This window comes from Streptomyces sp. AC555_RSS877, assembly GCF_019049245.1.
Lineage (GTDB): Bacteria > Actinomycetota > Actinomycetes > Streptomycetales > Streptomycetaceae > Streptomyces.
In genome coordinates this window covers 140,756-167,128 of the sequence record NZ_JAGMUK010000025.1, presented here as the reverse complement: position 1 = coordinate 167,128, position 26,373 = coordinate 140,756, and the positions used below count along the sequence as shown (strand labels likewise).

Sequence of the window (26,373 nt, the reverse complement as noted above, 5' to 3'; positions counted from 1 at the left end):
TCCGTGGAGTAGCCGCACCTCACCGCACGGGCCGATGCCGTCCCGGACGTCTGCATGGGCCACCCACCGCCGGATTCGCTCACTTTTGCTCATATACGGAGGGAGGGAACTGGCCGGGTCGGCGGGGCGTCGAAGGATGCGGCGGGGAGGGGGGCCGTCGCTCGGGGTCGGAGCGGCGGCGAGTACTTGGGGGACGGACCATGACACGCTGGCGGCCGCTGCCGGATGCGCTGCCGAGGGAGGCACGGCACCTGGTCGGGCAACTGCGCGCGCTGAAGGACCGTACGGGCCTGAGCCTGGCCGAACTGGCCCTGCGGACCGCGTACAGCAAGTCGTCCTGGCAGCGGTATCTCAGCGGGACCAAACAACCGCCCAGGGGCGCGGTCCAGGCACTGTGCCGGGTCGCGGGAGCGGATCAGGCGCGGCTGCTGGCGCTGTGGGACCTGGCCGACCCGACGTGGCCGCACGGAGCGTCGGCGCCCGCGGTGCGATGGGAGACCACACCGGCGCTGCCGCCCGGCGCCGAGTACCGGCGCTGGCGGACGGCGGCGCTGGTCGCGTTCGCCGTCATCGTGCTGCTGACGGCGGGACTGCTGTGGGCGCTGCCCTCGGGGAGCGGATGACCCCACGGCCACCCGCTCCCGGGCTCGGCCCTGTCAGCCGACCTTGTCGTAGTACGCGATCTTCCAGGATCCGGTGCCCTTGAGCTTCACCCGGTACTTGCCGCTGACCCGCTTGAAGGTGACGGTCCGGGCGCTGCCCCAGTACTGGACGGTGCCGCCCGCGTTGGGCCCGTTGAGCCGGTTCTGGGCGGACTGCCAGCAGTCGTCGGTGACGACGCCGTCGTCCTCCGGGATGCCGTAGTGGTTCTGCCACCACTGGGTGGCCGATTCGGTCTCCGGACCGAACGAGCCGTCGATCTTGTTCCTCGTGAAAGCGTGCCAGTCACCGTCCTCGTCCTCGTACATGGCGCCGTCCGCCCACAGGACGGTCTCCCACAGGGCCGTGGCGTTGCTCTGGGCGTAGTCGTCGACGCCGAGGTTCTCCTCGTCCTGCCAGTCGTCGTGGACGAAGCTGCTGCCGTCGACGCCGTGATAGGCCGCGGCGTTCGCCGCCGGCGCCAGGGCCGTCAGGCCGCCCCCGGCGACCAGCAACGCGGCCGACACCATCGCCACAGCCCGATTGCGCTTGCTCATACGGTCTTCCTTTCCGAACCGCCGGCCCCCGTGGTTCCCCCCTGGGGCGGCTCGCCTCGCTTGGCACGACCCAGCGTCACGGTCACGGGGCGGCAAGGCGAGGCCTGACGGCATACGTGGACCGGCAGGGGACGATCCACCCTGGGTACGGCCATGTCCCCATCGAAGGCGGGTCGTCCGGGGACCAGGTGGGACGGGGTGGGACGCGTTCCTCCTCACTCAGCCCTCGTCCTCGTCCAGCCGTGCCGCCCAGGTGATCCCGCCCAGCAGATGGGCGCGGAAGTCCGGATCCTCGTAAGCCTCGCAGGCGTGCCCGAGTGCGGTGTAGAAGACCCGCCCCGCCCCCTGCTCCCTGCACCACACCAGCGGGTGGTCTGCGCCCATGGCACCACCGTCGTACGACGACTCGTCGGCAGCGGCCAACACCCGTACGGCGCCACGCGGGTTGGTGCGGAAGTCGTACCACTCGTCCGTGAACTCCCAGACGTCGGGCAGGTGTCGTGTCGCCGGATGGGTACGGTCCTCCACCACGACCCTGCCCGGCTGGAACTCTGGGTGCCGGTCGAAGCGGGCGCCGAGGAGTTCGCCGTAGTACGGCCACTCGTACTCCGTACAGGCCGCCGCGTGCACCCCGACGAACCCGCCGCCGCCGTCCACATACCCGGCCAGCCGCTCACGCCCGGCCGGGGTGAGGATCTCGCCGCTGGTGGAGAGGAAGACGACGGCCGCGTACGCATCGAGGGGGCCTTCGAGCACGGCGGGGTCCTCGGTGGCGGTGACGTCGAAGTCGCCGAGGGTGCGGACGGCGGCGATCGCGGCCGGGATGGAGTCGTGCCGGTAGGCGGTGGTGCGGGTGTGGACGAGGAGTCGGGGGGACATGGCACCCGACCCTAGGGGACAGCCTCGGTGGCCGTACGGGTGTTCCCTTCCCGTTGCCGGAGTGCGTAGCCTCTGCGGCGATGAACGCCATCCCCGCGACGCTGGACCACCTCGTCCTCGCGACCCCCGACTTGGCGGCGACCGTCGCCGACTTCACCCGGCGCACCGGCGTGGCCCCCGCCCCCGGCGGCGCGCACGTCGGGCTGGGCACCCGGAACCAGCTGGTCTCCCTGGGCGGCGCCCGCTACCTGGAGATCATCGGCCCGGATCCGGAGCAGTCCGCACCCGGCCTGCCACGGCCCTTCGACGTCGACCGGCTCCCCGGGCCGCGAACGATCACCTGGGCGATCAGCCCGCCCGACCTGGACGCGGCGGTCACGGCGGCCCGGGCCAGGGGCTACGACCCCGGCGCCGTCCGCCCGATGAGCCGTCGCAGACCCGACGGCACCCTCCTGCGATGGCGCCTGACCGACGGCGACCCCGCCCACCCGTCGGGCCTGGTTCCCTTCCTCATCGACTGGGGTTCCTCGCCCCATCCCTCGGCCTCGGGCCTGCCCGCCACTCCCCTGCTGGAGCTGTCCGCGAGCGCCCCGGAACCGGAGGAGATCCGGCCGCTGCTGGCCGCGGTCGCAACCGAACTGCCCCTCGTTCGGGGCCCGGTGGGGATCTCCTTCACGGTGGACACGCCCCGGGGGCCGGTGACGTTCGGCTGACGGGCGAGCTCACGGCACTGTCCGCACGTGTCCGATTCCTTCAAGACCGGCCCCCGTACCCCTGCCTACGGTGGTCCCATGACTCCACGATTCGACGCGATCGGCCTGGTGGCCTCCGACATGGCCGTCTCCATCGCCTTCTACCGCCGACTGGGTCTCGTGTTCCCCGAGGGGGCCGAAGAGCAGCCGCACGCCGAGGCCGGGCTGCCGGGCGGGCTGCGGTTGATGCTCGACAGTGAGGAGAGCGTGCGCCAGCTCCAGCCGGAGTGGCAGCCGCCGGCCGAGGGCGGTCGCATCTCGCTCGCGCTGCTGTGTGACAGTCCGGCCGAGGTCGACTCGGTGTACGAGGAGCTGGTGGGCGCCGGGTACCACGGGGAGCTGAAGCCCTGGGACGCCGTGTGGGGGCAGCGGTACGCGGTGGTGCTCGATCCGGACGGCAACGGGGTCGACCTGTTCGCGCCGCTACCCGGAGCGGCCCAGTAGTTCCGTCAGCGGCAGTCCGGCCAACTCCCTTACGTCCCTTGCCAGATGGGCCTGGTCCGCGAAGCCGGACCGGGCCGCCGTCTCCGCGAAGGGGACGCCGGAGCGGGCCAGGGCGAGGGCGCGCTGGAGGCGGAGGACCCGGGCCAGCGTCTTGGGGCCGTAGCCGAACGCGGTGAGGCAGCGGCGGTGCAACTGGCGGGCGCCGACGCCGAGTCCGTCCGCGGTGGCGGCGACCGGGCGGCCCGCGTCGAGGGCGGCGACCACCTGCCGCAGGAGCGGGTCGAGGGGATCGGTGTCCGCGGCCCGTTCCCACGCCACCCGCTCCAGGCCGCTCGCCGGGTCGTCGGCCGCGTTCACCCGGGCGGTGACGCGTCGTACCTCCGCGGCCGGCCACAGGTCGGCCAGATCCACCCGCCGGTCGCGCATCTCGTGTGCCGGTACGCCCAGGAGGGCGGGCGCGGTGCCCGGGTAGAAGCGGACGCCGGCCCAGGCGCTCGGCCGGCCCTCGGTGACGTACGCGCGCGTGTCGGGCCCGGCGACCACCAGCCGGCCCTCGTGCCACAGCAGGTCCATGCAGCCGTCGGGCAGGACGCGTCCGGCGCCGGGCCCGGACGGGGTGTTCGTCCACACCACCGCCCCGGTCAGCCGGGACGCCCGCTCCGCGTACACGCCGCCAGGCTACGCCGTGTGCGACACCCGCGTCCGATGCTCCTGCGGGCTCACCCCGTACACCCGCTTGAAGGCGCTGGACAGGGCGAACGCACTGCCGTACCCGATCCGGCGGGCGATCGCCTCCAGGGTGTCGTCGGTGTCGCGGAGGCGGTCCGCGGCGAGGGCGAGACGCCGGCCGGTGAGGTACGTCATCGGGGGCTCGCCGACGAGTTCCGTGAAGCGGCGGGCCAGCGCGGCCCGGGACACCCCGGCCTTCGCGGCGAGCGAGGCCACCGTCCAGGGGTGGGCGGGGTCGTCCTGGAGCAGGCGGAGCACCCGGCCGACGACGGGGTCGGCGAGTGCCGCGTACCAGGCGGGCGGCGCCGCTTCCGGGCGGGCGAACCAGGCGCGGAGCGCGGCGATGACCAGGAGGTCGAGGAGGCGGTCCAGGACGACCTCCTGGCCCGGTTCGTCGCGCACGACCTCCTCCATGAGGACGGGCGTGAGCGCGCACCGCCACATGTCGGACGTCAGGTGCAGCAGCGGCGGCAGCGCGTCCAGCAGCCGGTCGCTGATCTCGCCGTGGACCAGGTACGTCCCGATCAGCATCACCGTGGAGCCGTCGGTCCGGTCGCCCCAGCTGCGTACGCCGATGTCCATGGAACCGTTGAGCGGACGTCCGTCGGGGTAGCGGCACTCGGCGCCCGGCAGGATCACCGCCTGGGGCGCGGTGCCGGGGTCGTCGGCGCAGGTGTACGGGTCGGGGCCGCGCGCGATGGCCAGCTCGCCTGCTCGCAGCCGCACCCGCTCCCCCGTGTCCGGCACGATCCAGGACTCGCCGCGGACCATCAGCATCACGGTCAGCGGGGCCCTGTCCTCGATACGGACCGCCCAGGGCGGATCGAAACACGCACGGATCATGAAGGCGCCCCGGGCGCGGGGACCCTCCAGGAGGCCTGCGAGGGGGTCCCCCCGCGTGAGCATGTTCGAGCGTGGGGGCGCGTCCATGGCGTCAGCGTAGACGCCCGCGCATGGGAATGAGCCGTTCGGCGATGGGCCGTTGCAGCACGCGGCCGTTGACTGAAGGCATGACGGACATCAGGAAAGACACGGCGAACACGCAGAGCATGACGGTGGTGGTGACCGGTGCCTCCGGGCGTACCGGGAGCCGGGTCGCCCAGGCCGCGCGGGCGGCCGGGCTCACGGTGCGGGCCGCGTCCCGCGCCCGGGGCTTCGACTGGGAGGACCCGACGACGTGGGCGGACACGCTCCGGGACTCCGACGCGGCATACCTCGTGTACCCGTCCGACGTCGGCGCCCCCGCGGCGGCCGAGGGGGTCGGCGCGCTCGCCCGGGAGGCGGTCGGTCTCGGCGTACGACGGCTGGTGCTCCTGTCGGCGCGCGGTGAGGCGCAGGCGCTGCCCACCGAGGAGGCGCTGGCGTCGTCGGGCGCGGACTGGACGGTCGTACGGGCCTCGTGGTTCGCGCAGAACTTCAGCGAGGGGCCGCTGGTGGAGGGGCTGCGCCACGGGGAGCTGGTGTTCCCGGCGGGTGAGGTGCGGGAGCCGTTCGTCGACCTGCGGGACGTCGGGGAGGTCGTCGCGGCGGTGCTGGCGTCCGGGGACCGGTATGTGGGGCGGACGCTGGAGGTGACCGGGCCGCGGCTGCTGACCTGGCGGGAGGCGGTCGCGGAGATCTCGGAGGCGACCGGCGTCAAGATGACGTACACGCCGGCGCCGGTGCGGGCGTACGGACAGACGCTGGCGGGGTTCGGGGTGCCGACGGAGGAGGTGGAGTTGCTGATCGAGGTGTTCGAGGGGCTGATGGACGGGCGTAATGCCCGGCTGACCGACGACGTGCGTCAGGTGCTGGGGCGGGAGGCCCGGGACTTCGGGGAGTTCGTGCGGGAGGCCGCGTCGGCGGGGGCGTGGCACGTGTAGCGGGGAGCGCCGCAGGGGTGCGGGAGCTTGCCGGCTTCGGGGCGGTCGGGGCTGGTCGCGCGGTTCCCCGCCCCCTCCGGGGCGCACGGCCGGCCCACGTCTTCTAGGAACCCTCCGGCTTGTGCGGGGAGTGGGGGTGGGTGCTCTTCACGTGGGTGCGCAGGCGGGAGGTCACGTCCTCCGGCGGCAGGAAGCGCGACCAGCGCTCCGGGAACTCGGAGGGCATGTCCGGGTCGTCCGGATCGTCCGGGACCGACGCGCGGGCCGCGGTGGCACGGGCTACGTACTCGGCGACCTGCGCCTCGCGCAGCCGTTCGTTGGCGGCGCGGGCCGCGGCCGTCGCGGCGGCCGGCCAGACCCGGTCGATCGCGGCGTTGACCGCGGCGCCGACGAGGACGGCGAACGCGGACACGCCGATCCAGAGAAGGACGGCGACGGGCGCGGCGAGGGAGCCGTAGATCGTGGGGCCCTCGACCGTGTTGGTCAGGTAGATGCGCAGCAGGAAGCTGCCGAGGACCCACATGCCGAGGGCCATCAGGGCGCCGGGCACGTCCTCGATCCACGGGGAGCGGACGGGGACGGACACGTGGTAGAGCGTCGTCAGGAAGACGATGGACAGCACGATGACGACGGGCCAGTAGAGCACCTGTACGACGGTCTCGGACCACGGCACGATGTTCACCACCGCGTCCGGCCCAGCCACCATCAGCGGCAGCGCGACCGAGCCGATCAGCAGGGCCACGATGAACAGCAGGAAGGCCATCAGGCGGGTCTTGACGATGCCGCGCACGCCGTCGAGGCCGTACATCACGGTGATGGTGTCGATGAAGACGTTCACCGCGCGGGAACCCGACCACAGGGCGAACAGGAAGCCTATGGAGATGACGTCGGGCCGGCCGCCCTTCATCACGTCGTGCAGGATCGGCTGGGCGATCTCGGTGACGCCCTTGTCGGACAGGATCGTGCGCGAGGCCTCGAGGAGGTTGGTCTCCAGGCTCGCGATGGTGTCGGCGCCGGTCCAGTCGTCGACGTAGCCGAGGAGCCCGATCATGCTCAGCAGCAGCGGCGGCACGGACAGCAGCGTGAAGAACGCCGCCTCGGCCGCGAGGCCCAGGATGCGGTACTCCATGCATGAGTTGACCGTGTCCTTGATCAACAGCCAGGCGGTCCTGCGCTTCGAGACGTTCCGATAGAGGGCACGCGCCCGGTGGAGGCGGCCGGCGGGCGGCTGAGGGGATTCACTTGCTGGCTGCACGAACCAAAGGTATCCGTCGTGCCTGGCTGTGCTCATCCCCCCGGGGCTGCGGCCGGGCGGGGACGCGTCGGTTCCGCACCCCCCGGCCCCCGGGACCGGCCGCCACGTCGGTGTGGTGAGCTCCGCCGGGCGGGGTGAGGAACTGCTGCCGGTGTACTGAGCAGAAGTGACTTCTGGTGAGCGTGAGTGAGTGCCTGTACTGGATGTGGTGGTTCATCTGTGCGTCAGGAGGGTCTTTCGGAGGGGGTGTGCCGTGGCCTGCGGTTTGAGAGGGAACGGGAGTTCGTGGGTCGAATGGGTGACCTTTGCGGACGTGGCTCGTTGACTGTGGTGACGGGGATCTCGGTCCGGGCAGGGGGTGGATGCGTGGGCGGGTTGCGGGAGGTGGCGGCGTCGTTCGTGGTGCGCGGCCCGACGGGGGTGGCGATTCGGGACCGGCTGCGGGTGAGCGAGTCGGATGCGGTGGTGCTCGCTGAGGTCGGCGTCTACTTGGGTTCGCTGGCGGCCGGGGATCTCGCGGAGCGGTCCCGGCAGGGATTGGCGCATGATGCGGCCGGGTGGGCGGTGCGCAAGCGGGAGCTGACCGGGAGGTCGTCGGCGCGTTGGGCGGGCAGTATCACCAAGGCCACCCATGAGCAGTGGGCGCTGGCCCGGCGCGGACAGGCCGCGTACCTGGCCTGGCTGCGTACGCAGATTGCTTCCATCGAGGCGCGCCTGATGCGGCCGCTGGGCGCGAAGGCGGACAAGCGGGAGGGGCTGGTGTGCGGCTATGCCTCGCGTGGTGAGTGGCATGCCAAGTCCCGCCGCAGGTACACCCTCAAGGACCGACTGACGATGGTGGAGGCGGACTGGCAGGCGGGCCGGGTGCACGTGGTGCGCGGCGGCAAACGCCTCGCGAACACCCGCCACCACCTGGCGGCGGCCGGGCTGAGTGAACGGGCCTGGCGGGAGCGGTGGCGGGCGGAGCGGATGTTCCTGGCCGCCGACGGCGAGACGGGCAAACGCTTCGGCAACGAAACCATTCGCGTCACCGACACCGGACAGGTGTCCATCAAGCTCCCAGCCCCGCTGGTCCGCCTGGCCAACGCCCCCCACGGCCGCTACGTCCTCAACGCGACCGTGGCGTTTCAGCACCGCGGCCAGGAGTGGCTTGATCGGATCATCGCGAACCGGGCGGTCGCCTACCGCATCCACCACGACACGGTGCGCGGCCGCTGGTATGTCACCGCGTCCTGGCAGCGCGCCGCCGCCCCCGTCCTGCCCAGGGAAGCGGCACTGGCGCGGGGGGTGGTGGGGGTGGACATGAACGACGACCACCTCGCCGCCTGGCAGCTCGACGTGCACGGCAACCCGGTCGGCGAACCACAACGGTTCTTCTACGACCTGAGCGGCAGCGCCGGGCACCGGGACGCGCAGATCCGGCACGCGCTGACCCGGCTTCTGCACCACACCCGGCGCTGCGGGGCCGCCGCGATCGCCATCGAGGACCTCGACTTCACCGACGGCACCAGCCGGGAGAAGCACGGCCGCAACAAACGCTTACGCCGCCTGCTCTCCCGCTTCCCCACCGCCAAACTCAAAACCCGCCTCGTCTCGATGGCCGCCGAACAGGCAGTGGCCATCGTCGCGGTCGACCCGGCCTACACCAGCCGCTGGGGTGCCCAGCACTGGCAGAAACCCCTGACCACCCCACGACGCAAGATGTCCCGACACGATGCGGCGAGCATCGCGGTCGGGCGACGCGCCCTCGGACATCCGATCCGGCGACGGACGGCACCGCCCCACCCCGACCAGAGTGATCGTGGTGGGCATCGGACCGTCCAGGCCCGACCGGACACCCGACGGCGCGAGGAAACCCGCCCCCACCTGCCCGGACCACGCACCAGATGCGCGCCGCCGGGTCGTGGAGTGAAAGCGGGCGACCAGGGTGCCCAACACCGTTCGGAGCACCCGGCTGAGCAGGACTCCTGGCAACAGGACACACTCCCGCTCAGTCCGTAGGAACGGTAGGTTCGCTGACATGGCAGGCAGCACCCACACCGTGACCAACCAGCCGCCGCCGTTGGTCGGGTACGACGCGTTCACCGCCGACCGCGCCCTGACGGCGGCGGTGGACCGGCACACCGCCCCGGACCTGCTCGGCGAGGTGCGCGCAGAGCTCGCGGCGCTCGGCCGGGCCTGCGGCTCGGCGCAGGTGCAGGAGTGGGGGGCGCAGGCGAACGAGAATCCGCCCGGGCTGCGCACCCACGACCGCTACGGGCAGCGCGTCGACGAGGTCGACTTCCATCCGGCCTGGCACCGGCTGCTCGGCAAGGGTGTCTCGGCGGGCCTGACCGCGGCCTGGTCCCGGCCCGGCGGGCACGTGCGGCGCGCGGCCGCCTTCCTGCTGTGGACGCAGGTCGAGGCCGGCAACCTCTGCCCGCTGTCCATGACGCACGCGGCGGTGCCCGCGCTGCGCGCGGATCCCGCTCTCGCCGCCGTGTGGGAGCCCCGGCTGGCCTCGATGGTCTACGACCGTGAGCTGCGGCCGGCCCGGCTCAAGGCCGGGGCGCTGTTCGGAATGGGCATGACGGAGAAGCAGGGCGGCAGCGACGTACGGGCCAACACGACGGCGGCCACACCCCTCGCCGAGGACGGGACGTACCGGCTGACCGGGCACAAGTGGTTCTGCTCGGCGCCGATGTCGGACGGGTTCCTGGTGCTCGCCCAGGCCTCGCAGGGGCTGACGTGTTTCCTGGTGCCGCGGGTGCTGGAGGACGGCACCCGCAACGTCTTCATGATCCAGCGGCTCAAGGACAAGCTGGGCAACCGGTCGAACGCGTCCGCCGAGGTCGAGTTCGACGGGACGTGGGCCCGCCGGGTCGGTGAGGAGGGGCGCGGGGTGCGCACCATCATCGAGATGGTCGCGGCGACCCGGCTCGACTGCGTCCTCGGCTCGGCGGGGCTGATGCGGCAGGCCGTCGCGCAGGCCGTGCACCACTGCACGCACCGCGAGGTGTTCGGCGGCAAGCTCGTCGACAAGCCGCTGATGCGCAACGTCCTGGCCGACCTCGCCCTGGAGTCCGAGGCGGCGACCACGCTCGGGCTGCGGCTCGCGGCGGCGTACGACGACGGCGGCGAGCAGGAGCGGGCGTTGCTCAGGATCGCGGTGCCGGCCGCCAAGTACTGGGTGACCAAGCGGTGTTCGCCGGTGGCGGTCGAGGCGTCCGAGTGCCTGGGCGGCAACGGGTACGTCGAGGAGTCGCAGATGCCGCGGCTGGTGCGCGAGTCGCCGCTCAACTCGATCTGGGAGGGGGCCGGGAACGTCCAGGCCCTTGACGTGCTGCGGGCGCTGCAACGCGAACCGATGGCGCTGAACGCCTACCTCCAGGAGGTCGGCACGGCACGCGGCGCCGACCACCGTCTGGACGCGGCGATCAAGGACCTGCTGACCGAACTCGCGGACCTGGAGGGCGCCGAGGCCCGGGCCCGGCGGCTGACCGAGCGGCTCGCACTGGTGCTCCAGGGGTCGCTGCTCGTGCGGTACGCGCCGCCGGAGGTCGCCGACCTGTTCTGCGCGTCCCGCCTGGGCCGCGACGCGGGCGCGGCCTTCGGAACGCTGCCGCACAGTCTGGATCTGGCGTCGGTGGTGGAGCGGGCCCGGCCCGAGAGCTGACCGGCGCCGGCCGGCGAAAGCCCGCCGGGTGGCCTGATCGGTACGTCCGTGCCCGCGCGGCGCGGAGGTGGTGCTGCGCCGACACGGCACCACCCCCGCCACTGGCCCCTTGGAGCCATGCGCGCCGCGCTGGGCGGCGTCGCTCAAGTTTCGAGCACGGCAGGGCAGTCCACCAGGGTTGCAGGGGGTTGCAACTTGTCGGCGTCTGTGCGCGGACTGGGTCCTTCCGTGTGGGGCAGGCGGCACTATGAGACGGACAGTCAGGACGGGCTTTCGGACCGTGGCCGGAAAACCACCGCGAACCGGTTGTCCCGAGCCCTTCTACCGGGAGGTCCCGTGGCACTCTCGCCGGCCGACGTGACGCAACTGGCCGCCGTGGACTTCGCGCGTGCGGCGAGGGTGCTGAGCGAGGTCCGCTCGGCCACGCTCTCCGGGCAGCGCGCGCCGGTCGCGCCCCGGCCGGTGATCGAGCAGTCCTGGGAGCGCATGCTGCGCGGCGGCGTCGATCCCGACCACGGCTCCCGGTCGGGGCTGTTGTCCCGCGAGGAGGTGCAGCGGCGCCGGGAGACGACGGCCCTGAAAGACGTGCTGCCGGTGCTGCGGGAGGGGCTGTTGTCGGTCGCGGACCTCGCCCACCACATCATGGTGGTCGCCGACGAGCAGGGCCGGGTGCTGTGGCGCGAGGGCAGTTCGCCCGTGCTGCGCAAGGCCGACGGGCTCGGCCTGGAACTCGGCGCCGACTGGCGGGAGGACGTCGTCGGCACCAACGGCGTGGGCACCCCGGCCGTCGTACGGCGGCCCGTGCAGGTCTTCGCCTCCGAGCACTTCGTGCGCTCGCACGCCGGCTGGACCTGTACCGGCGCGCCCATCACGGATCCGCGGGACGGCCGGCCGATCGGCGTGGTGGACGTGAGCGGGCCGCTGGAGACGATGCACCCGGCCACGCTCGCCTGGGTCGACTCGGTGGCCAAGCTCGCCGAGGCGCGGCTGCGTGAACTGCACGTGTCCTCGCTGGAGCACCTGCGGGCGGTGGCCGCGCCGGTTTTGGCCCGGCTCGCCGGGCGGGCCGTGGTGGTGGACCGGGACGGCTGGACCGCCGCGGTGACCGGGATGCCGTACACGAACCGGATCGCGCTGCCCAAGTCGCTGGCGCCGGGCCGCCGGTGGCTGCCGTCGATCGGGATGTGCGTGCTGGAGCCGCTGCCGGGCGGCTGGCTGGTCCGGGCCGACGACGAGCCGGTGCCGCGGAGCGTCACCCGGATCGTGCTGGACCTGACGCAGTCGCGCCGCTGGTCGGTGACGGCGTCGGGCCCGGCGGGTTCCTGGAGCCACGAACTGAGCCCTCGACACGCCGAGTTGCTGTATCTGCTGGCCGTGCACCGCACCGGCCGCAGCGCGGCGGGGCTGGCCGAGGACCTGTTCGGCGATCCGGGCCGTACGGTGACCGTTCGGGCCGAGGTGTCCCGGGTACGGCGGTATCTCGGAGGGCTCCTGGAGCACCGGCCGTATCGCTTCTGCGAGGACGCCGACGTCGAGGTGCTCCTCCCGGACGAACCGCACGATCTGCTGCCCTGCTCGACCGCGCCGGCGGTGGTGGCGGCACGGGCGTCCGCGGGAACGAACTGATCGGCTCGCAGCCCACTTGAGCAACCTTTTGAGCGGTCTGAGCAATTCAGGAGTGCATCTTCCGCATAATTGCAGGTTCTTCGTCCGCTGCCACCCCCACTGCCGTAGCATCCCTCTACGGGCCACCCCACCTGCTCCTCGGTCAACGTACGGATCACCAGGCGCAGTTGGCTCGCCTCGGGAGGACGAATGAAGCAACGCGGGAGACACCGTCGCCGCAGGCGGGGCAGGGCGCTACGCGCTTTCCTCGCCGGGACCGCCCTCGCTCTGACCGGCGCCGCCACCCTGATAAGCGCCTCGCAGGCCACGGACAGCGAGGATCCGGGGGCGCTGAAGCCGATCACCTCGTCCGAGCGGATCGCCTCCCTGCAGCTCCAGGAACAGCAGGTGCCCGAGGCCACGCTCGACCGCCTGGCCTCGTCGATGGGCCGGCCCGTCGGTGTCGGCGCGGTACTCGAGGACGCCGACCGCGGTCTGCGCGCCGCGGCCGACTGCCCGGCCGAGGACCGCACGACGCTGCCCGTCGAACCGGTGGCCACCCGCGCCCAGTGCTGGGACGCCGCCGACACCGACTCCTGGCAGCCGGGGGCCGTCACCACCTCCGGCGACGCGGACGACGACGGCCTCTGGGGCCAGAACCGCGTGATCCTCTCCGGCTGGTCGCAGAACGCCACGGCGTCCGGCCACGGCCTCGCCCGGGTCGCCTTCGTCGACGCGAACGACCTGGACCGCCTCACCTACACCTGGGTGCTGCTCACCGTCCCGGTCGACGGCGGGCGCGACTACCGGGCCCTCGACTCCGACGTCTCCGGCATGGTCTGGTACCAGGACAAGCTGCTGGTCACCGCCGCCGACGGCCTGTACGCGTACGACATGAACCGCGTCCAGCGCGCGACCGTGGACAGCACGGCGGTCGGCCGGGTGCGGGGCGGCTGGTCGGCGCACGGCGCCCGGTTCGTCCTGCCCGCCGTCGGCTCCTACCGTCCGACCGGCACCGGCACCGGCACCGGCACCGACGCCCGCCCCGGGGGGCTGTCCCTCGACCGCAGCACGTCACCCGACAGTCTGGTCGCGAGCGAACGGGCCTCGGCGGACGGCGACGGGCCCGCGCTCCTGTGGCGCTACTCCTTCGCCACGGACCCGGCCCGCTCCGGTCTCCTGGCCACCGACTTCGCGGGACGCGCGGACGCCACGCAGGCGTACGAGACGAAGGCGGCCGACGTCCGGGGCGTGCTGTCGTACCGCTCCGACTGGTACCTGAGCCGCGCCTCCCACGCGCCGGACGGGCGTGGCACGCTGTGGCGGCAGGACGCCGACCGCGCGCAGGCCACCCGGTGCGGGTCCGACGACACGCAGCACTGCTGGAGCGCGCGCACGCCGTCCCTCTCGTACTGGGAGGCGACCGGCGAGGTCTGGTCCCAGTCGGGCCGGATGCTGTTCGCGGTGCCGCTCACCTCGATCGACAGATCACTGGGGTAGATGGTTTTCTGGCGGTCATGACCAACATCCCCGTGACCACCTGGTCCCTGGAGCAGACCGCCGCGACCGACCTCCTCCCGGCCGCCGCGCCGGACGGTGACGTGCGGATCATGCGCTCCGAGGTCCCCTCGCCCGAATTCAGCCGTTTCCTGTACGCGTCCGTCGGCGGGGACATCCGCTGGATCGACCGGCTGGGCTGGGCGTACGCGCGGTGGCAGGAGCACCTGGGCCGGCCGGGCGTGGAGACCTGGGTCGCCTACGACCGGGGGACACCCGCCGGCTACGTGGAGCTGGAGCCGCAGGACGACGGGGTCGTGGAGATCGCCTACTTCGGTCTGATTCCGGCCTTCCGCGGGCGGCGGATCGGCGGGCACCTGCTGTCGAAGGGCGCCGCCCGCGCCTGGGACCTCGCGGACCGCTGGCCGGAGCTGGCCCCGACCAAGCGGGTGTGGCTGCATACGTGCAGCCTGGACGGCGAGCACGCGATGGCCAACTACCAGCGCCGGGGCTTCCAGCTGTTCGACACCAGGGTCGAGGAGCAGCCCGAGCTGACCGCCCCGGGTCCCTGGCCGGGCGCTTACCCCGTCTGACCTGCGCCGACAAGGTCTCGTGCGGTCCATGTGACCGAGAACACCCTTGTCTCACTCTTCGGGACAAGGGTGTCCACATGGCGGACGAAGCTGGACTCTGTCCAGATCGCCATGACACGCTTCCGTCATGTCTGGAACTGGAATTGCCTTGGTGAGTCGGCGGCACGTCGACCTCGGCCGCATGTCCAGCGCCATCTGTCCGGTGCGCTGACGAGCCGTCGCGCCGCCCGACATCCCCCACTTCGCCTCATTCTTGCGCAATGACGCGCATGTCCATCCATGCGCCCGCGCGCGCAGGTCAGAGCCGCTTTCCCGCCTGTCCCGAAGGACGTATCAACCATGGCCGCCACCCCGCAGAACCCTGCCGCCGCGACTCCCCGCCGCAAGGTGAGCCGTCACCGCGGTGAGGGTCAGTGGGCCGCGGGGCACCACACCCCGCTCAACGGCAACGAGCAGTTCAAGAAGGACGACGACGGTCTCAATGTGCGGACACGCATTGAGACGATCTACTCGAAGCGCGGCTTCGACTCGATCGACCCCAACGACCTCCGTGGCCGGATGCGCTGGTGGGGGCTGTACACCCAGCGCAAGCCCGGGATCGACGGCGGCAAGACCGCGATCCTGGAGCCGGAGGAACTGGACGACAAGTACTTCATGCTGCGCGTCCGCATCGACGGCGGCCGGCTCACCACGCAGCAGCTGCGCGTGATCGGCGAGATCTCGCAGGAGTTCGCCCGCGGCACCGCCGACATCACGGACCGGCAGAACGTCCAGTACCACTGGATTCGCATCGAGGACGTGCCGGAGATCTGGAACCGCCTCGAGGCGGTCGGCCTGTCCACCACCGAGGCCTGCGGTGACACGCCCCGCGTGGTCCTCGGCTCGCCCGTCGCCGGTATCGCCGAGGACGAGATCATCGACGGCAGCCCGGCGATCGAGGCGATCCAGCGCCGGATCATCGGCAACAAGGACTTCTCGAACCTGCCCCGCAAGTTCAAGTCCGCGATCTCCGGTTCGCCGCTTCTGGACGTGGCCCACGAGATCAACGACATCGCGTTCGTCGGCGTGAACCACCCCGAGCACGGCCCCGGCTTCGACCTGTGGGTCGGCGGCGGCCTGTCCACCAACCCGAAGATCGGCGTCCGGCTCGGCGCCTGGGTCCCGCTGGACGAGGTCCCGGACGTCTACGAGGGCGTCATCTCGATCTTCCGCGACTACGGCTACCGGCGGCTGCGCACCCGCGCCCGCCTGAAGTTCCTGGTCGCCGACTGGGGGCCGGAGAAGTTCCGCCAGGTTCTCCAGGACGAGTACCTCAAGCGCGAGCTGGTCGACGGCCCCGCCCCCGCCCAGCCGGTGGAGCGCTGGCGCGACCACGTCGGCGTGCACCGCCAGAAGGACGGCCGTTTCTACGTCGGGTTCGCCCCGCGCGTCGGCCGTGTGGACGGCACGACCCTCACGAAGATCGCCGAGCTCGCCGAGGCACACGGGTCGGGCCGGGTCCGTACCACCGTCGAGCAGAAGATGATCGTCCTCGATGTCGAGGAGCCGCAGGTCGAGTCGCTGGTCGAGGCGCTTCAGGCGCTGGACCTGACCGCCAAGCCCTCCCCGTTCCGGCGCGGCACCATGGCCTGCACCGGCATCGAGTTCTGCAAGCTCGCGATCGTCGAGACCAAGGCCCGCGGCTCCCAGCTGATCGACGAACTGGAGCGCCGGATCCCGGACTTCGACGAGCCGATCACCATCAACCTCAACGGCTGCCCGAACGCCTGCGCCCGTATCCAGGTGGCGGACATCGGTCTCAAGGGCCAGCTCATGCTCGACGGCCGGGGCGAGCAGGTCGAGGGCTACCAGGTGCACCTCGGTGGTGCGCTCGGCCTGGAGGCCGGCTTCGGCCGCAAGGTGCGTGGCCTGAAGGTCACCTCCGAGGAACTGCCCGACTACGTCGAGCGCGTCCTCAAGCGCTTCCAGGCGGAGCGCGAGGAGGGCGAGCGCTTCGCCGCCTGGGCCTCGCGGGCCTCCGAGGAGGCCCTGTCATGAGTGAGCGCGCGGCCCCCTTCTACTGCCCCTACTGCGGCGACGAGGACCTCCGGCCGAGCGAAGCCTCGGAAGGCAGCCACGGCGCGTGGGAATGCGCGGCGTGCAACCGCGCATTCCAGTTGAAGTTCCTCGGGCTGCTCGCCCGTGGTCTTCAGCACTCCGACGCAGGAGGGGATCAGATATGACGACGACTCAGGAAGAGCGCACGACAGCGGATCTCAAGGAGCTCGCCGAGCGGGCGGGCCGCGAACTGGAGGACGCCACCGCGCTGGAGATCCTCCAGTGGGCGGTCGACACCTTCGGCCCGCGCTTCTGCGTGACCTCCTCGATGGAGGACGCGGTGGTCGCCCACCTGGCGTCCCGCGTGCGCAAGGGCGTGGATGTCGTCTTCCTCGACACCGGCTACCACTTCCCCGAGACCATCGGCACCCGGGACGCGGTCGAGGCCGTGATGGACGTCAACGTCATCACGCTCACCCCGCGCCGCACGGTCGCCGAACAGGACGCCGAGTTCGGCCCGAAGCTCCACGACCGCGACCCGGACCTGTGCTGCAAGATGCGCAAGGTCCAGCCGCTGGAGGAGGGCCTGACCAACTACCAGGCCTGGGCGACCGGTCTGCGCCGCGACGAGTCCCCGACCCGGGCGAACACCCCGGTCGTCGGCTGGGACGAGAAGCGCCAGAAGGTCAAGATCTCCCCGATCGCCCGCTGGACCCAGGACGACGTGGACGCGTACGTCGCCGAACACGGCGTACTGACCAACCCGCTGCTGATGGACGGCTACACCTCCGTCGGCTGCGCCCCCTGCACCCGCCGCGTCCTGGAGGGCGAGGACGCGCGTGCCGGCCGCTGGGCGGGCCGCAACAAGACCGAGTGCGGACTGCACTGATGACGACCACCCCCGACCTACCCGAGGAGAAGCACGTGACGACCGGAGCCACCGTCTGGCTCACGGGTCTGCCGAGTGCCGGCAAGACCACCATCGCGTACGAGCTGGCCGGCCGGCTGCGCGAGGAGGGCCACCTCGTCGAGGTGCTCGACGGCGACGAGATCCGCGAGTTCATCTCGGCGGGCCTCGGCTTCAGCCGCGAGGACCGGCACACCAACGTGCAGCGCATCGGTTTCCTCGCCGAACTGCTCGCCCGCAACGGCGTCACGGCGCTCGTCCCGGTGATCGCTCCCTACGCCGACAGCCGCGAGGCGGTGCGCAAGCGCCACCAGGAGAGCGGAACGGCGTACATCGAGGTGCACGTGGCGACTCCGGTCGAGGTGTGCTCCGTACGCGATGTGAAGGGTCTGTACGCCAAGCAGGCGGCGGGCGAGCTGACGGGGCTCACCGGGGTCGACGACCCGTACGAGGAGCCCCTCTCCCCCGACCTGCGGATCGAGTCGCAGGACCAGACCGTCCAGGAGTCCGCGGCCGCGGTCCACGCGCTGCTCACCGAGAGGGGACTGGCATGACGACGACCGCAGCCCAGGTCAAGGGCGGCGAGGGCACTCAGACCCCGTACGCCCTGTCGCACCTGGACGCGCTGGAGTCCGAGGCGGTGCACATCTTCCGCGAGGTGGCGGGCGAGTTCGAGCGGCCGGTGGTCCTGTTCTCCGGCGGCAAGGACTCCATCGTCATGTTGCACCTGGCGCTGAAGGCGTTCGCCCCCGCGGCGGTCCCCTTCTCGCTGCTGCACGTGGACACCGGGCACAACTTCCCCGAGGTCCTGGAGTACCGCGACCGCACGGTCGAGAAGCACGGCCTGCGGCTGCACGTCGCCTCCGTGCAGGAGTACATCGACCGCGGTGTCCTCAAGGAGCGTCCGGACGGCACCCGCAATCCGCTGCAGACGCTTCCGCTGACGGAGAAGATCCAGGCCGAGAAGTTCGACGCGGTGTTCGGCGGTGGCCGTCGCGACGAGGAGAAGGCCCGGGCCAAGGAGCGGGTGTTCTCGCTGCGGGACGAGTTCTCGCAGTGGGACCCGCGCCGCCAGCGGCCCGAACTGTGGAACCTGTACAACGGCCGGCACGCCCCCGGCGAGCACGTCCGCGTCTTCCCGCTCTCCAACTGGACCGAGCTGGACGTCTGGCAGTACATCGCCCGCGAGGGCATCGAGCTGCCGCAGATCTACTTCGCCCACGAGCGCGAGGTGTTCCAGCGGGCCGGCATGTGGCTGACCGCCGGTGAGTGGGGCGGGCCGAAGGGCACCGAGACCGTCGAGAAGCGGCAGGTCCGCTACCGCACGGTCGGCGACATGTCCTGCACCGGCGCGGTCGACTCCGACGCCACCACGCTGGCCGACGTGATCGCCGAGATCGCCGCGTCCCGGCTCACCGAGCGCGGCGCCACCCGCGCCGACGACAAGATGTCCGAGGCCGCGATGGAAGACCGCAAGCGCGAGGGGTACTTCTAAGCATGAGCACCATCACGACCGAGGAACTCTCGGAAACCACCCTGCTGCGGTTCGCCACCGCCGGCTCCGTCGACGACGGCAAGTCCACGCTGGTGGGCCGGCTGCTGCACGACTCCAAGTCGATCCTCACCGACCAGCTGGAGGCCGTCGAGCGCGCCTCGGCCGGCCGCGGCTCCGAGGGCCCCGACCTCGCGCTGCTCACCGACGGCCTCAGGGCCGAGCGGGAGCAGGGCATCACCATCGACGTGGCGTACCGCTACTTCGCCACGCCCCGGCGCCGGTTCATCCTCGCCGACACGCCCGGCCACGTGCAGTACACCCGCAACATGGTGACGGGTGCCTCCACGGCCGAGCTGACGGTGATCCTCGTCGACGCCCGCAACGGCGTCGTCGAGCAGACCCGCCGCCACGCGGCGATCGCCGCGCTGCTGCGTGTGCCGCACGTTGTCCTCGCCGTCAACAAGATGGACCTGGTCGAGTACCAGGAGTCCGTGTTCGCCGCGATCGCCGAGGAGTTCACGGCGTACGCGCTCGAACTGGGCGTCCCGGAGGTCACCGCGATCCCGATCTCCGCGCTCGCCGGCGACAACGTCGTGGACCCGTCCGCGAACATGGACTGGTACGGCGGCCCGACCTTCCTGGAGCACCTGGAGTCGGTCCCGGTCAGCCACGACCTGAGCCACTGCCACGCCCGGCTTCCCGTGCAGTACGTGATCCGGCCGCAGACCGCCGAGCACCCGGACTACCGGGGCTACGCGGGCCAGATCGCCGCCGGTTCCTTCCGGGTGGGCGAGCAGGTCTCGGTGCTGCCGTCCGGCCGCTCCACGAAGATCGCCGGCATCGACCTGCTGGGCGAGCCGGTCGACGTGGCGTGGACGACGCAGTCGGTGACCCTCCTGCTGGAGGACGACATCGACATCTCGCGCGGCGACCTGATCGTGCCGAGCAAAGACGCGCCGCCGACCACCCAGGACATCGAGGCGACCGTCTGCCACGTGGCCGACGCCCCGCTGACCGTCGGCCACCGGGTGCTGCTCAAGCACGGCACCCGTACCGTCAAGGCGATCGTCAAGGACATCCCGTCCCGCCTCACCCTCGACGACCTGTCCCTGCACCCGCACCCAGGACAGCTCGTCGCCAACGACATCGGCCGGGTGAAGATCCGTACCGCCGAGCCGCTGCCCGTCGACTCCTACGCCGACTCGCGGCGCACCGGTTCGTTCATCCTGATCGATCCGAACGACGGCACCACGCTCACCGCGGGCATGGTCGGCGAGTCGTTCGCCGCCCCGGAGCCCGTCAAGGACGAGTCCGATGACGACGGGTGGGACTTCTGATCATGAACACCACCGATTTCTTCTCCTCGTTCGCGAAGGAGGGCGGCCGCGTCGGCAGCGGTGCTCTCGGCAGCGGGCAGGGCGGGGTGGCGCGATGTGTGTGCTGACGTACGCGCACTGCCTGCGCGCCCGCACCCCCCACCGCCGTAGACGAAAACCTGCCGACCTCCCGGCCACGACCTGAGAGACCGTGACCGCCGGGCCAACGAGGGGAAAACCTCCCGTGCCTGCCACACGATCCGCCCTTTTCCGCCGCGGTGTCGCCGCTGTGACCGCTCTTCCGCTGCTCACCCTCGCCGCCTGCGGTTACGGCTCCCAGGCGACGGACAACGAAACCGCCCAGGTCGCCGCCGGGGCGAAGAAGATCGACGGTCTCGACTCCGTCAAGATCGGCTACTTCGGCAACCTCACCCACGCGACCGCGCTGGTGGGCGTGCAGAAGGGCTACTTCCAGAAGCAGCTGGGCGCCACGAAGGCCGCCTACCAGATCTTCAACGCCGGCCCGTCCGAGATCGAGGCCCTCAACTCCGAGTCGATCGACATCGGCTTCATCGGCCCGTCCCCGGCGATCAACGGCTACGTCAAGTCGGGCGGCAAGAACCTGCGCATCATCGGCGGCGCGGCGTCCGGCGGTGTGAAGCTCGTGGTCAACCCGGACAGGATCAAGTCCCTGAAGGACGTCAAGGGCAAGTCCATCGCGACTCCCCAGCTGGGCAACACGCAGGACGTGGCGTTCCTCAACTGGATCGCGGAGCAGGGCTGGAAGGTCGACGCGGAGAGCGGCAAGGGCGACGTCTCGGTCGTCCGCACCGACAACAAGGTCACCCCGGACGCCTACAAGTCCGGCTCCATCGACGGCGCGTGGGTGCCCGAGCCGACCGCCTCCAAGCTGGTCGCCGAGGGCGGCAAGGTGCTGCTGGACGAGGCCGACCTGTGGCCGGACAAGAAGTTCGTGATCACGAACATCATCGTGCGGCAGGCCTTCCTCAAGGAGCATCCGGAGGCCGTCGAGGCCGTCCTGAAGGCCTCGGTCGAGGCCAACAAGTGGATCAACGCCAACCCGGACGCGGCGAAGGCCTCGGCGAACAAGCAGCTGGAGACGGACTCGGGCAAGCCGCTGCCGGCCGCCATCCTCGACCCGGCGTGGAAGTCGATCCAGTTCACCAACGACCCGCTGGCCGCCACCCTCAACACCGAGGCTGAGCACGCGGTCAAGGCCGGCCTGCTGGAGAAGCCCGACCTGAAGGACATCTACGACCTCAAGCCGCTGAACAAGGTCCTCAAGGCCGAGGGCGAGAGCACGGTCAGCGACGCCGGTCTCGGCGTCGGCTGAGTCAGGACCCGATGAGTTCCCAGGAGGTGACGACCATGGCCACGACCTTCGCCAAGGCCGCCGAGTCGGTGGAGCACGCGGCGCGCATTGAGCATGTCTCGAAGTCCTTCGCGGGCCCCGCCGGGCAACAGCTCGTCCTGGACGACATCAGCATCGATGTCGCGCCCGGCGAGTTCGTCACCCTCCTGGGTGCCTCGGGCTGCGGCAAGTCCACGCTGCTGAACCTGGTGGCGGGGCTGGACGAGCCCACCGTCGGTTCCATCACGACGGAGGGCCGCCCGGCCCTGATGTTCCAGGAGCACGCCCTGTTCCCGTGGCTGACCGCGGGCAAGAACATCGAACTGGCCCTGCGGCTGCGGGGGGTTCCGAAGAACGAACGGCGCGACAGGACCGAGGAGCTGCTCGAACTCGTCCGGCTGAAGGGCGCCTACGGCAAGCGGGTGCACGAACTGTCGGGCGGTATGCGCCAGCGTGTGGCGCTGGCCCGGGCGCTCGCCCAGGAGAGCAACCTGCTGCTGATGGACGAGCCGTTCGCGGCCCTGGACGCCATCACGCGGGACGTGCTGCACGACGAGCTGACCCGCATCTGGGCGGAGACCGGCGTTTCCGTCCTGTTCGTGACGCACAACGTGCGCGAGGCGGTGCGGCTCGCGCAGCGCGTGATCCTGCTGTCCTCCCGTCCGGGCCGGATCGCGCGCGAGTGGACGGTCGACATCCCGCAGCCGCGCCGCATCGAGGACGCGCCCGTGGCGGAACTGTCCGTCGAGATCACCGAAGTACTGCGTGGGGAGATCCGCCGCCATGGCCAGCACTGACACGAAGACGACCGGCGCGGGTGCCAAGGACGGCTCCGCGCTGGGCGGCATCGAGGCGGGCCTCGACGCGCTGGAGACCTCGGTCACCGGACGTCCGACCTTCCGGCAGACCTTCCGCGAGAAGATCTTCCCGCCGATCGTCGCCACCGTCGTGGTGCTCGCGATCTGGCAGGGCCTGATCTCCCTGAAGATCGTCGACGACGCATCGAAGCTGCCCTCCCCCGGTGCCGTGTGGGCCGAGGCCGAGGACGCGTGGCTCAAGGGCACCCTGCTCGACTACATCTGGACCAGCGTCTCGCGGGGCCTGTTCGGCTTCGTGCTCGCCCTGATCATCGGCACGCCGCTCGGCCTGATCGTGGCGCGGGTGAAGTTCGTGCGCGCGGCCATTGGTCCGATCCTCTCCGGTCTGCAGTCGCTGCCGTCGGTGGCCTGGGTGCCGGCCGCCGTGATCTGGCTGGGCCTGAAGCCCGAGATGATGTACGCGGTGATCCTGCTCGGCGCGGTGCCGTCGATCGCCAACGGTCTGGTATCCGGCGTCGACCAGGTGCCGCCGCTGTTCCTGCGAGCGGGACGGACGCTGGGGGCGACCGGTCTGCGCGGCACCTGGCACATCGTGATGCCCGCGGCGCTGCCCGGCTACGTGGCGGGTCTGAAGCAGGGCTGGGCCTTCTCCTGGCGTTCGCTGATGGCCGCCGAGATCATCGCGCAGGCGCCGGACCTCGGCGTGGGTCTCGGCCAGCTGCTGGAGGTGGGCCGTACCAACAGCAGCATGGCCACGGTCTTCCTCGCCATCCTGCTCATCCTGTTCGTCGGCATCGCGATCGACCTGCTGATCTTCAGTCCGCTGGAGCGGTGGGTGCTGCGCAGCCGAGGCCTGCTGGTGAAGAGCTGAGCCCCATGTACACCATGTTCAGGAAGCCGGTCCTCCTCGTCATCGCCCACGGCAGCCGCGACCCGCGGCACGCCGCTACGGTGCACGCCCTCGTACGGCGGGTGCGCGCGCTGCGCCCCGACGTGCGGGTGGAGACCGGCTTCCTGGACTTCAACGTCCCGTCCGCGCAAGGGGTCCTGGAGTCCCTGGCGGCGGAGGGCGTCCGTGACGTCGTGGCCCTCCCGCTTCTGCTGACGCGCGCGTTCCACGCGAAGGCGGACATCCCGGCGGTCCTGCGGGACGCTCCGCCGCAGCTGCGGATCCGGCAGGCGGACGTCCTCGGCCCGTCCCCGCTGCTGCTGTCGGCGCTGGAACGGCGCCTGTACGAGGCGGGGTTGACGCCCGCCGACAAGTCCTCGACCGGGGTCGTCCTGGCCTCGGCGGGGTCCACCGACCCGGAGGCGATCGCAGTGATCGCAGCAATCGCGCGGGAGTGGCGGCACACCGGTTGGTGCGCCGTGCGGCCTGCGTTCGCCTCCGCTGCACTCCCCCGCACCGAGGACGCGGTGCGGGAGCTGCGGGCCCTGGGCTGCGCGAAGGTCGCCGTCGCCCCCTACGTCCTGGCCCCCGGCTTCCTCCCGGACCGCATCGCGCGGGGCGCGGCCGAGGCGGACGTACTGGCCGACGTGCTCGGCCCGGCGCCGGAGGTGGCGCGGGTGCTGCTGGCCCGGTACGAGGGGGCGCGGGTGCCGCTGCGGGCGGCGATCGGGGCCTGACGTGCGGTTTTCCTGACCGGTCCGAGCTGCGCGGATTCCGAAGAAGTTCCCTCCTTACGGCCCGGTATCTGCTGGGATGGTCCCTCGGAGAACCAGTCGGGGGAGAGCGGCACACGTGGCGGGTCGTGAGTTCGGGCATCATCTGGGGCTGCCGCGGGCGCTCTCCGGGCTACCCCTGAGCCCTCTCGTCCCCGCCTACGCCGAGCTCGTGGCAGCCCAGAACGCGGCAGGGTTACGGCACCTCGGCGATGCCCTGGTGCCTCCGGGCGGCGGATTGCACGTCCTCGACGGCCTGTCCGTGTCCTCCGGACGGCGCGGACCGCAGCGGGTGGACAGCGCGCTGCTGGCGGACCTGGCGCGTTCCACGGCGTCGGCGGCACCCTTCGTGGAACTGCTCGCCGGGCTGCACCGCGGCGACCCCCAGGCACTGCGCAGGGTTCTGCTGTACCAGCTGATATGCCTCCTCCAGGACCGTCCGGAAACGGAACGCCGCAGCGCGGCACGGGAGTTGGGGATCCATTCCGACGAGGTCGCCGGCCTGGTGGCGGCCGCCCGGCTGCGCCCCACCCTCACCCCGCGACAGCGCAGTGCCGGCGAGTCCGTCGCCGACGCCTGGGCGCACCATCGGCTGCACCAGGTGCGCGCCCTGCTGGACCGGCTGCCGGCGGACGACGGCGATCCGAACCTCCGGGCGCTCCGCGCCACTGTGGCCGCCCGGCTTGCCGCCGTCGAGGCGGCCCTGCTCGCGGCCCGCCACGCCGAGGATCGCGGGGACACCGGAACGGCGAGCACCCACCTGTTGCGCGCGCTGCGGGAGGCGGTGGACGACCGGCGGGCACTGGGCGGCCTGGTGCGTGTCCACCGGCCCCGTCCCGGGCGCCGGGCCCCACTCCACGCCGAACTGGCCTCGCATCATGTGGAGTTGTCCTGGGACACTTGGGGGCCGGCGGACGGCGACTGGCGGCTTGTGTGTCTGTACCGCTCCGAACAGGGCGCGCAAAGGGTGCGCGAGGTGACCGCACAGGGCGGCACGGCACGGGACGAGAACGCCGCGCTCGGCACCTCGGTGCGCTATGCCGCCCTGCCGCTGCGGGACGGGCTCGTGGACGGCCCGCCGCTCGTTTCGCACCGGATACTGGTCGCCCCCGAGGTGACCGGGACGGTCCTCACCGACGGTCCGGAGCGCGTCGGCTGCTCCTGGCGGCGGCCGCCGGGCGCCGCCGAGGTGACGGTCGAGCACATTGGGCCGGCCTCCGAGGCGGGCGGGCAGGTGAGCTCCGGCGCCGACGGATTCACCGCGACCCGGCTGCCGGCCGGCCTCCACACCTTCCGGATCGCATGCCGGTACCAGGCTCCCGGGGGAGCCCTGGTCTCCTCCCGGGGGATCCGCGTCACCCGTACCGTGCATCCCTGGCCCGACCCCGTCCGCACCCTCACCGTGCGCCCCGGGGAGGCGTCCGTCCGCTTCGACTGGACCGGTGGGCGAGACGCGGACGTCCGGTTGGTGGAATGGCCCGGCGACGCCCCGGAGCCCGGCACCGAGCTGCGCACCGCCGACCTGCCGGCCGGGCTGGACTGGCCGGAGAAGGACGGGGGGCTGTGTCCGCCGCCGGGAACCCATGCCCGGGTCGCCTCCTTGGCCGTGCTCGGGGAGCGCGCGCTGGCCGGCCCCGTGGCCGACGTCGAGGCGCTCGGGCATGTCACCGGGCTCACCGCGCAGCGGCTGCCGGACGGACAGGCTCTGGTGAGCCTCGACTGGCCCGACGGCGCCGGACAGCTGACCGTCACCTGGGAGGATCTCACCGACGCTCCGGCCGGACCCGGCGGCACCCGGACCGTCACCGCGCACGCCTACCGGCGGAACGGGCTACGGCTGCCGGTCGGCCCCGGCGGCGTCCGCGTCCGCGCGGCGGCCTCGGCCCGGACGCCTGGCGCCGTCGTCGTACCGGCCCCCGTCGCCGAGGTGCTGCTGCCACCGGACACGGCCGTCGGATACCTGCTCGTGCGCCCGCCGCGCCGGTTCCTCGGCCTCGGCCGCGGCCCGGCTCGGCCCTTGCTGCGGATCACGCTCTCCGCAACAGGAGGCACCCGTCCGGACGTCCCCGAGTTCGTGTGTGTCGCCCGCAGCGGCACACTGCGGCCCCGCAACGCGACCGACGGCACCACACTGCTGCGCGTCCCCGGCACCGACCTCGTCCGCCTCGGCACGGTGGAGGTGGAACTGCCGGCCGCACCCTGCCCGGCTCCGTACACGCTGCGCGGCTTTCTGCTCGGCGAGCACGCGGCCTCCGTACGACTCGAAGAACCGTCCCCCGCGACCCTGGTGGTGCGCTGA

26 protein-coding genes are annotated in these 26,373 nt (G+C 71.9%); 21 read left to right on the top strand and 5 right to left on the bottom strand.

The genetic code is table 11. The annotated features are described in order from the left end of the window. Positions 1-200 precede the first annotated feature (200 nt). Positions 201-623, top strand: a complete 423-nt coding sequence (locus tag KUM49_RS12010; RefSeq protein ID WP_217236753.1) for a helix-turn-helix transcriptional regulator — start codon at positions 201-203, stop codon at positions 621-623. Positions 624-656: 33 nt separating this feature from the next. On the opposite strand, the gene KUM49_RS12005 is transcribed toward KUM49_RS12010, so the two are convergent. Together KUM49_RS12005 and KUM49_RS12000 are read right to left on the bottom strand one after the other, a co-directional pair. Continuing rightward, positions 657-1,196 (bottom strand): peptidoglycan-binding protein, encoded by a 540-nt coding sequence (locus KUM49_RS12005; protein ID WP_217236752.1) that lies wholly within the window; start codon positions 1,194-1,196, stop codon positions 657-659. 219 nt (positions 1,197-1,415) lie between these two features. Beyond that, positions 1,416-2,075: a ThuA domain-containing protein gene (locus KUM49_RS12000; protein ID WP_217236751.1), complete on the bottom strand. Its 660-nt coding sequence runs from the start codon at positions 2,073-2,075 to the stop codon at positions 1,416-1,418. A gap of 80 nt (positions 2,076-2,155) precedes the next feature. On the opposite strand from KUM49_RS12000, the gene KUM49_RS11995 reads away from it, so the two are divergent. Further along, positions 2,156-2,788 (top strand): VOC family protein, encoded by a 633-nt coding sequence (locus KUM49_RS11995; RefSeq protein WP_217236750.1) that lies wholly within the window; start codon positions 2,156-2,158, stop codon positions 2,786-2,788. 78 nt (positions 2,789-2,866) lie between these two features. Continuing rightward, a complete protein-coding gene (locus tag KUM49_RS11990; protein ID WP_217236749.1) occupies positions 2,867-3,271 on the top strand; it encodes a VOC family protein in 405 nt (134 codons plus the stop codon). Here the strand turns inward: KUM49_RS11990 and KUM49_RS11985 are convergent. Then, positions 3,251-3,940, bottom strand: coding sequence for a helix-turn-helix domain-containing protein (locus tag KUM49_RS11985; protein ID WP_217236748.1), 690 nt, complete (start codon positions 3,938-3,940; stop codon positions 3,251-3,253). The two genes, KUM49_RS11990 and KUM49_RS11985, sit on opposite strands and share 21 nt — an antisense overlap. A 9-nt stretch (positions 3,941-3,949) precedes the next feature. Then, the gene (locus KUM49_RS11980) at positions 3,950-4,930 is read right to left on the bottom strand and encodes an AraC family transcriptional regulator (protein ID WP_254401087.1); all 981 of its coding nucleotides are present in this window, start codon (positions 4,928-4,930) and stop codon (positions 3,950-3,952) included. 80 nt (positions 4,931-5,010) lie between these two features. Between KUM49_RS11980 and KUM49_RS11975 the strand changes: the two genes are divergently transcribed. Continuing rightward, positions 5,011-5,862, top strand: coding sequence for an NmrA family transcriptional regulator (locus KUM49_RS11975; RefSeq protein WP_217236747.1), 852 nt, complete (start codon positions 5,011-5,013; stop codon positions 5,860-5,862). 103 nt (positions 5,863-5,965) lie between these two features. Here KUM49_RS11975 and KUM49_RS11970 read toward each other — a convergent pair whose 3' ends face one another. Further along, entirely contained in the window at positions 5,966-7,117 is a 1,152-nt protein-coding gene (locus KUM49_RS11970; protein ID WP_217236746.1) for a YihY/virulence factor BrkB family protein, read from the bottom strand. A gap of 366 nt (positions 7,118-7,483) precedes the next feature. Between KUM49_RS11970 and KUM49_RS11965 the strand changes: the two genes are divergently transcribed. The 17 genes from KUM49_RS11965 (at position 7,484) to KUM49_RS11885 (ending at position 26,373) form a co-directional block, all read left to right on the top strand. Beyond that, positions 7,484-9,118, top strand: a complete 1,635-nt coding sequence (locus KUM49_RS11965) for a transposase (protein WP_217236745.1) — start codon at positions 7,484-7,486, stop codon at positions 9,116-9,118. 19 nt (positions 9,119-9,137) lie between these two features. Beyond that, positions 9,138-10,772 carry an acyl-CoA dehydrogenase family protein gene (locus tag KUM49_RS11960; RefSeq protein ID WP_217236744.1) on the top strand — a complete coding sequence of 545 codons (1,635 nt, stop codon included), beginning with the start codon at positions 9,138-9,140 and terminating at the stop codon, positions 10,770-10,772. Positions 10,773-11,108: 336 nt separating this feature from the next. Then, positions 11,109-12,398 carry a GAF domain-containing protein gene (locus tag KUM49_RS11955; protein ID WP_217236743.1) on the top strand — a complete coding sequence of 430 codons (1,290 nt, stop codon included), beginning with the start codon at positions 11,109-11,111 and terminating at the stop codon, positions 12,396-12,398. Between the two features lie 189 nt (positions 12,399-12,587). After that, on the top strand, positions 12,588-13,877 hold the full coding sequence (locus KUM49_RS11950) for a hypothetical protein (RefSeq protein ID WP_217236742.1): 1,290 nt from the start codon (positions 12,588-12,590) through the stop codon (positions 13,875-13,877). A 17-nt stretch (positions 13,878-13,894) separates the two neighbouring features. Then, on the top strand, positions 13,895-14,467 hold the full coding sequence (locus KUM49_RS11945) for a GNAT family N-acetyltransferase (protein ID WP_217236741.1): 573 nt from the start codon (positions 13,895-13,897) through the stop codon (positions 14,465-14,467). 127 nt (positions 14,468-14,594) lie between these two features. Continuing rightward, entirely contained in the window at positions 14,595-14,678 is an 84-nt protein-coding gene (locus KUM49_RS50660; RefSeq protein WP_349817346.1) for a putative leader peptide, read from the top strand. 128 nt (positions 14,679-14,806) lie between these two features. Further along, a complete protein-coding gene (locus tag KUM49_RS11940; RefSeq protein WP_217236740.1) occupies positions 14,807-16,504 on the top strand; it encodes a nitrite/sulfite reductase in 1,698 nt (565 codons plus the stop codon). Then, a complete protein-coding gene (locus tag KUM49_RS11935; protein ID WP_217236739.1) occupies positions 16,501-16,689 on the top strand; it encodes a hypothetical protein in 189 nt (62 codons plus the stop codon). Before KUM49_RS11940 ends, KUM49_RS11935 begins: the two co-directional genes overlap by 4 nt. Then, on the top strand, positions 16,686-17,393 hold the full coding sequence (locus tag KUM49_RS11930; RefSeq protein ID WP_217236738.1) for a phosphoadenylyl-sulfate reductase: 708 nt from the start codon (positions 16,686-16,688) through the stop codon (positions 17,391-17,393). Before KUM49_RS11935 ends, KUM49_RS11930 begins: the two co-directional genes overlap by 4 nt. After that, entirely contained in the window at positions 17,393-17,965 is a 573-nt protein-coding gene (gene cysC / locus KUM49_RS11925) for an adenylyl-sulfate kinase (protein WP_217236737.1), read from the top strand. The genes KUM49_RS11930 and cysC overlap by 1 nt, the downstream gene beginning before the upstream one ends. After that, complete coding sequence (cysD, locus tag KUM49_RS11920) at positions 17,962-18,906, top strand: sulfate adenylyltransferase subunit CysD (protein ID WP_217236736.1); 945 nt, start codon at positions 17,962-17,964, stop codon at positions 18,904-18,906. The genes cysC and cysD overlap by 4 nt, the downstream gene beginning before the upstream one ends. A 2-nt stretch (positions 18,907-18,908) precedes the next feature. Continuing rightward, positions 18,909-20,243 carry a sulfate adenylyltransferase subunit 1 gene (locus KUM49_RS11915; protein ID WP_217236735.1) on the top strand — a complete coding sequence of 445 codons (1,335 nt, stop codon included), beginning with the start codon at positions 18,909-18,911 and terminating at the stop codon, positions 20,241-20,243. Positions 20,244-20,466: 223 nt separating this feature from the next. After that, complete coding sequence (locus KUM49_RS11905) at positions 20,467-21,576, top strand: aliphatic sulfonate ABC transporter substrate-binding protein (RefSeq protein ID WP_217236733.1); 1,110 nt, start codon at positions 20,467-20,469, stop codon at positions 21,574-21,576. An 11-nt stretch (positions 21,577-21,587) separates the two neighbouring features. Beyond that, positions 21,588-22,391 carry an ABC transporter ATP-binding protein gene (locus tag KUM49_RS11900; RefSeq protein WP_217236732.1) on the top strand — a complete coding sequence of 268 codons (804 nt, stop codon included), beginning with the start codon at positions 21,588-21,590 and terminating at the stop codon, positions 22,389-22,391. Then, a complete protein-coding gene (locus tag KUM49_RS11895) occupies positions 22,378-23,283 on the top strand; it encodes an ABC transporter permease (RefSeq protein WP_217236731.1) in 906 nt (301 codons plus the stop codon). The genes KUM49_RS11900 and KUM49_RS11895 overlap by 14 nt, the downstream gene beginning before the upstream one ends. A 14-nt stretch (positions 23,284-23,297) precedes the next feature. Next, positions 23,298-24,038, top strand: a complete 741-nt coding sequence (locus KUM49_RS11890; protein WP_217236815.1) for a sirohydrochlorin chelatase — start codon at positions 23,298-23,300, stop codon at positions 24,036-24,038. A 115-nt stretch (positions 24,039-24,153) separates the two neighbouring features. After that, positions 24,154-26,373 (top strand): hypothetical protein, encoded by a 2,220-nt coding sequence (locus KUM49_RS11885; RefSeq protein ID WP_217236730.1) that lies wholly within the window; start codon positions 24,154-24,156, stop codon positions 26,371-26,373.

Excerpts from the sequence above, each read along its gene's own strand:
- KUM49_RS12010 (WP_217236753.1), top strand. The coding sequence starts at position 201 with ATGACACGCTGGCGGCCGCTGCCGGATGCGCTGCCGAGGGAGGCACGG.
- KUM49_RS12005 (WP_217236752.1), bottom strand. The coding sequence starts at position 1,196 with ATGAGCAAGCGCAATCGGGCTGTGGCGATGGTGTCGGCCGCGTTGCTG.
- KUM49_RS12000 (WP_217236751.1), bottom strand. The coding sequence starts at position 2,075 with ATGTCCCCCCGACTCCTCGTCCACACCCGCACCACCGCCTACCGGCAC.
- KUM49_RS11995 (WP_217236750.1), top strand. The coding sequence starts at position 2,156 with ATGAACGCCATCCCCGCGACGCTGGACCACCTCGTCCTCGCGACCCCC.
- KUM49_RS11990 (WP_217236749.1), top strand. The coding sequence starts at position 2,867 with ATGACTCCACGATTCGACGCGATCGGCCTGGTGGCCTCCGACATGGCC.
- KUM49_RS11980 (WP_254401087.1), bottom strand. The coding sequence starts at position 4,930 with ATGGACGCGCCCCCACGCTCGAACATGCTCACGCGGGGGGACCCCCTC.
- KUM49_RS11975 (WP_217236747.1), top strand. The coding sequence starts at position 5,011 with ATGACGGACATCAGGAAAGACACGGCGAACACGCAGAGCATGACGGTG.
- KUM49_RS11960 (WP_217236744.1), top strand. The coding sequence starts at position 9,138 with ATGGCAGGCAGCACCCACACCGTGACCAACCAGCCGCCGCCGTTGGTC.
- KUM49_RS11950 (WP_217236742.1), top strand. The coding sequence starts at position 12,588 with ATGAAGCAACGCGGGAGACACCGTCGCCGCAGGCGGGGCAGGGCGCTA.
- KUM49_RS11945 (WP_217236741.1), top strand. The coding sequence starts at position 13,895 with ATGACCAACATCCCCGTGACCACCTGGTCCCTGGAGCAGACCGCCGCG.
- KUM49_RS50660 (WP_349817346.1), top strand. The coding sequence starts at position 14,595 with ATGTCTGGAACTGGAATTGCCTTGGTGAGTCGGCGGCACGTCGACCTC.
- KUM49_RS11940 (WP_217236740.1), top strand. The coding sequence starts at position 14,807 with ATGGCCGCCACCCCGCAGAACCCTGCCGCCGCGACTCCCCGCCGCAAG.
- KUM49_RS11935 (WP_217236739.1), top strand. The coding sequence starts at position 16,501 with ATGAGTGAGCGCGCGGCCCCCTTCTACTGCCCCTACTGCGGCGACGAG.
- KUM49_RS11930 (WP_217236738.1), top strand. The coding sequence starts at position 16,686 with ATGACGACGACTCAGGAAGAGCGCACGACAGCGGATCTCAAGGAGCTC.
- cysC (WP_217236737.1), top strand. The coding sequence starts at position 17,393 with ATGACGACCACCCCCGACCTACCCGAGGAGAAGCACGTGACGACCGGA.
- cysD (WP_217236736.1), top strand. The coding sequence starts at position 17,962 with ATGACGACGACCGCAGCCCAGGTCAAGGGCGGCGAGGGCACTCAGACC.
- KUM49_RS11915 (WP_217236735.1), top strand. The coding sequence starts at position 18,909 with ATGAGCACCATCACGACCGAGGAACTCTCGGAAACCACCCTGCTGCGG.
- KUM49_RS11900 (WP_217236732.1), top strand. The coding sequence starts at position 21,588 with ATGAGTTCCCAGGAGGTGACGACCATGGCCACGACCTTCGCCAAGGCC.
- KUM49_RS11895 (WP_217236731.1), top strand. The coding sequence starts at position 22,378 with ATGGCCAGCACTGACACGAAGACGACCGGCGCGGGTGCCAAGGACGGC.
- KUM49_RS11890 (WP_217236815.1), top strand. The coding sequence starts at position 23,298 with ATGTTCAGGAAGCCGGTCCTCCTCGTCATCGCCCACGGCAGCCGCGAC.